Annotated in this window: 3 protein-coding genes; all 3 read left to right on the plus strand. The window is 57.5% G+C overall.

Going from position 1 to position 3,368, the window contains the following annotated elements; genetic code table 11:
• The first annotated feature begins 306 nt into the window (after positions 1-306).
• Positions 307-1,080, plus strand: a complete 774-nt coding sequence (gene allE, locus ACRC1E_RS00120) for a (S)-ureidoglycine aminohydrolase (protein WP_438513077.1) — start codon at positions 307-309, stop codon at positions 1,078-1,080.
• 56 nt (positions 1,081-1,136) lie between these two features.
• Positions 1,137-2,165, plus strand: coding sequence for an aspartate/ornithine carbamoyltransferase family protein (locus tag ACRC1E_RS00125; protein WP_438513078.1), 1,029 nt, complete (start codon positions 1,137-1,139; stop codon positions 2,163-2,165).
• 129 nt (positions 2,166-2,294) lie between these two features.
• Positions 2,295-3,368: hypothetical protein (locus tag ACRC1E_RS00130; RefSeq protein ID WP_438513079.1), on the plus strand; the 1,074-nt coding region annotated here is incomplete at its 3' end.

Here is a 3,368-nt window from a genome sequence, read left to right on the forward strand (position 1 = left end):
GGCTCATGTATTGCGCGCGATAGGTACGACGCCGCAGGAGTGGCTGCGGCTTGAGCGTGCCTGAAGTTTTCTGTTTTGTTCTCCTCCGTTGCCGCCCTTTGTGGGCGGTTTTTTTATGTCCGCGTTGGCCACATCCGGATGTTGGCGCAGGTGGCGTGCAGGGACAACGGCTTGTCGCTGCGGGACAGTGGTGAAGGCGGAATAGGGGGTTAGACTGGCTTCACTTTCAGAGACGAAACCGAAATAGCTGAAAGTAAAAAGAACTTAGCTATTTTTAGTTGAAATTAACCGAAATTGGAGATACTCATGCCTTATCCAGTTGGTCTGCTGAAGAACCGCTCCGTGGTGAAACATGGTGAATGGGCGGTTATCGCTCCCGAAGGCCGCGTCATCAACTGCATGCCGGGTTTTGCCGATTGCAAACTGACCATCCTTGCGACCCCGAAAATGGGCGCCAGCTTCATCCAGTTCATCGGCACCGTCGGCGCCGAAGGTAAAACCACGCTGACCTATGGCAGCAAGGCGCATGAAGAAAGCTTCATCTACATCCTCGATGGCGAAGGCGAACTGAAGATCACTGTCGGTGGCGAGAGCAAGGTTTACGGTCAGGGCGGCTACGCTTACGCCACTGCCGGTACCGGTATCGAGTTCGAGAACGTCAACGGCAAGGAATGCCGCATCCTCTTGTACAAGCAGCGCTACGTTGCACATCCGGACGGCCGTCAGCCGAGCAATGTGTTCGGCAATTCGAATGATATCGAGTGGGTCGACTACGACGGCATGAGCAACGTCCACCTCAAGGACCTGCTGCCGGTCAACGAAGCCTTCGACATGAATATGCACATCCTGTCGTTCGATCCGGATGGCAGCCACCCATTTGTGGAAACCCATGTCCAGGAACACGGCGCCTACCTGTACGAAGGCGAAGGCCTGTACATGATGGGCGAGGACTGGATCCACGTTAAGGCGGAAGACTTTATGTGGTTCGGTCCGTTTACCAAGCAGGCCGTGTATGCGACCGGCCGCGGCCCGCTGACCTACATCTACTCCAAAGATTGCAACCGTGACGTCGAGATCTGAGCGGCAAAGTTTTTCCCGATTTGTAGACAAATACTTATTGATTAAAGGAAAGCATCATGGCACTGACCAAAGAATTCAAGGCTAAAGACATCCGCGAAACCCTGGCCGCGACCGGCATGAAGGGCAAGAACATCACCTTCCTCGACGACTTCAGCCGCGAACAGATCCTCGCGCTGTACCAGTCGGCAGAGATGCTGGAACCGTTCATGCGCACCGGTACCAACCTGCTGCAAGGCAAGGCGCTGTACACCCTGTTTTTCCAGCCATCGACCCGCACCCGCTGCAGCCACGAAGACGCGATGATCCGTCTGGGCGGCAATGTGATTACCGAAGCTGACCCGCTGCATAATAGCTCGGCGGCCAAGAACGAAAGCCTGTACGACAGCCTGCGCGTGACCAGTCAGTACGCCGACGCTATCGTGATGCGTCACCCTGACGACAAGGAAGCACTGGGTGCGATCGAACAACTGGGTAGCAACGGCAGCCCTATCATTTCCGGTGGTTACGGCCATGTAACCCACCCGACTCAGGGCCTGCTTGATAGCTACTCTTGCTACCGCGCCTTCGGCGATCTGGAAAACGCCACGGTCGTGATCAGCTCGCCTGACCTGTCGCGTGCCCGCTCCGGCCAATCCTTTGCCCTGGCTCTGGCTGCCATGGGTGCCCGCATCGTCTACACCGGCACCAGTGAACTGCGTACCCCGGACATCATCCGCGAGAAACTGACCCGCATGGGCGCTCGCTGGGAAGAGCATTTCGACCTGAATGTTAAGCAGCACGAAGAGCTGTTCGCCGACGTCGGCGCCGACCTGGTGTACCTGCCGGGCTGCTCGGTCAAGAAGGATGACCCGAACCGCGAAGACTTCATGAAAAAGCTCTCCAACCACTACATCTCGCTCGAGATGCTGGAGAACATCAAGAAGAAGACTGGCAAGGTCGTGGGTGTGCACCACTCGCTGCCGCGTAACCCGGGCGAGTTCGATATGGCCATCGACGCCACCGAACACGAACTGTACTTCAAGGCCATCGGCTTCTCGGTCGCCATCCGCATGGCCCTGTTGGCCGCAGTGGTTGGTGTGAACTAAGCGATGCGAGTCTGGAAAGGGGGAAGTAATTCCCCCTTTTTTCCGGGCATAGACATCGATTGTTATCCGGCAGCCTCCGCCGGTCTGAGCAGGCGGCGGTTGCGGAACTACCTCATTGGAGATGCAATCATGGCAATACCAAGCTCTTCTCCCGCTACCGGCATTGCCGGTGCTGCTACACCCGCCAAGAAATCCGGCTTCAAAATGCCGGACATCTACATCGTCCTCGCCATCTTCATCATGGTGATGGCGCTATTGACCTATATCGTCCCGGCCGGCCAGTACGACCGCGAGAAGGTTGAAACCGCACACGGCGTGAAGGAATTCGTCGTTGCCGGCACCTATAAGCAGATCGAGCAGCATCCGGTCGGCTTCATGGACATCGTGACCGCGATTCCCGATGGTCTGAACCGCGCCTCCGGCATCGTGTTCCTGACCTTTCTGGTCGGTGCCGGCATGGGACTGATCAAACGCGCCGGTCTGATTGACATCGGTGTGCAGAAACTCGCACGTGCAGTCGGCAACAAGGAAGTGCTGATCATCCCTATCCTGATGGCGTTGTTCAGTGCGCTGGGGGCATTTATCGGTGTGCCAGAGCTATCGCTGGCCTACCTGCCCATTCTGTTGCCGCTGTTCTACCGTCTGGGCTATGACGGCATGACCGCGATGGCGGTATCCCTGCTTGGTCCCTGCATGGGCTTTATTTTCGGCCTGACCATTCCGGGATCGGTCGGTGTCGGTCAGCAGATTGCCCAACTACCGATCTTCTCCGGTTCCGGCTTCCGCGCCATCATTCTGGCCATCGCCGTGCTGATGTCCATCGCCTACACCATGCACTATGCCTCCAAGGTCAAGAAAGATCCGAGCAAGAGCCTGACGGCAGACACCGATGTGGAAATGCGCGCCAAGCTGGCTGAAGGCGAACAGAAGGGCGAGATCACCGCCACCAGCCGCCAGATCTGGGCCGGCTACGCCTGCTTCGTGATGTTCCCGGCTGCCATTGCCACCATCCTGATTAATAATCTGGGCTTCGGTGCCATTGGGGGACTGTTCCTCTTTATCGGACTGACCGCCGCCGCGATCGCCGGCAAGAAGCCGCAGCAGATCTGTGACGACCTGAACGCCTCGATGCGAGACATCATGGTTGCCGCGCTGCTGTGCGGTGTAGCCAGCGCTATTGCGGTGGTGATGGATCGCGGCATC

This window comes from Craterilacuibacter sp., from assembly GCF_051659485.1.
Taxonomy (GTDB): Bacteria; Pseudomonadota; Gammaproteobacteria; order Burkholderiales; family Chromobacteriaceae; genus Craterilacuibacter.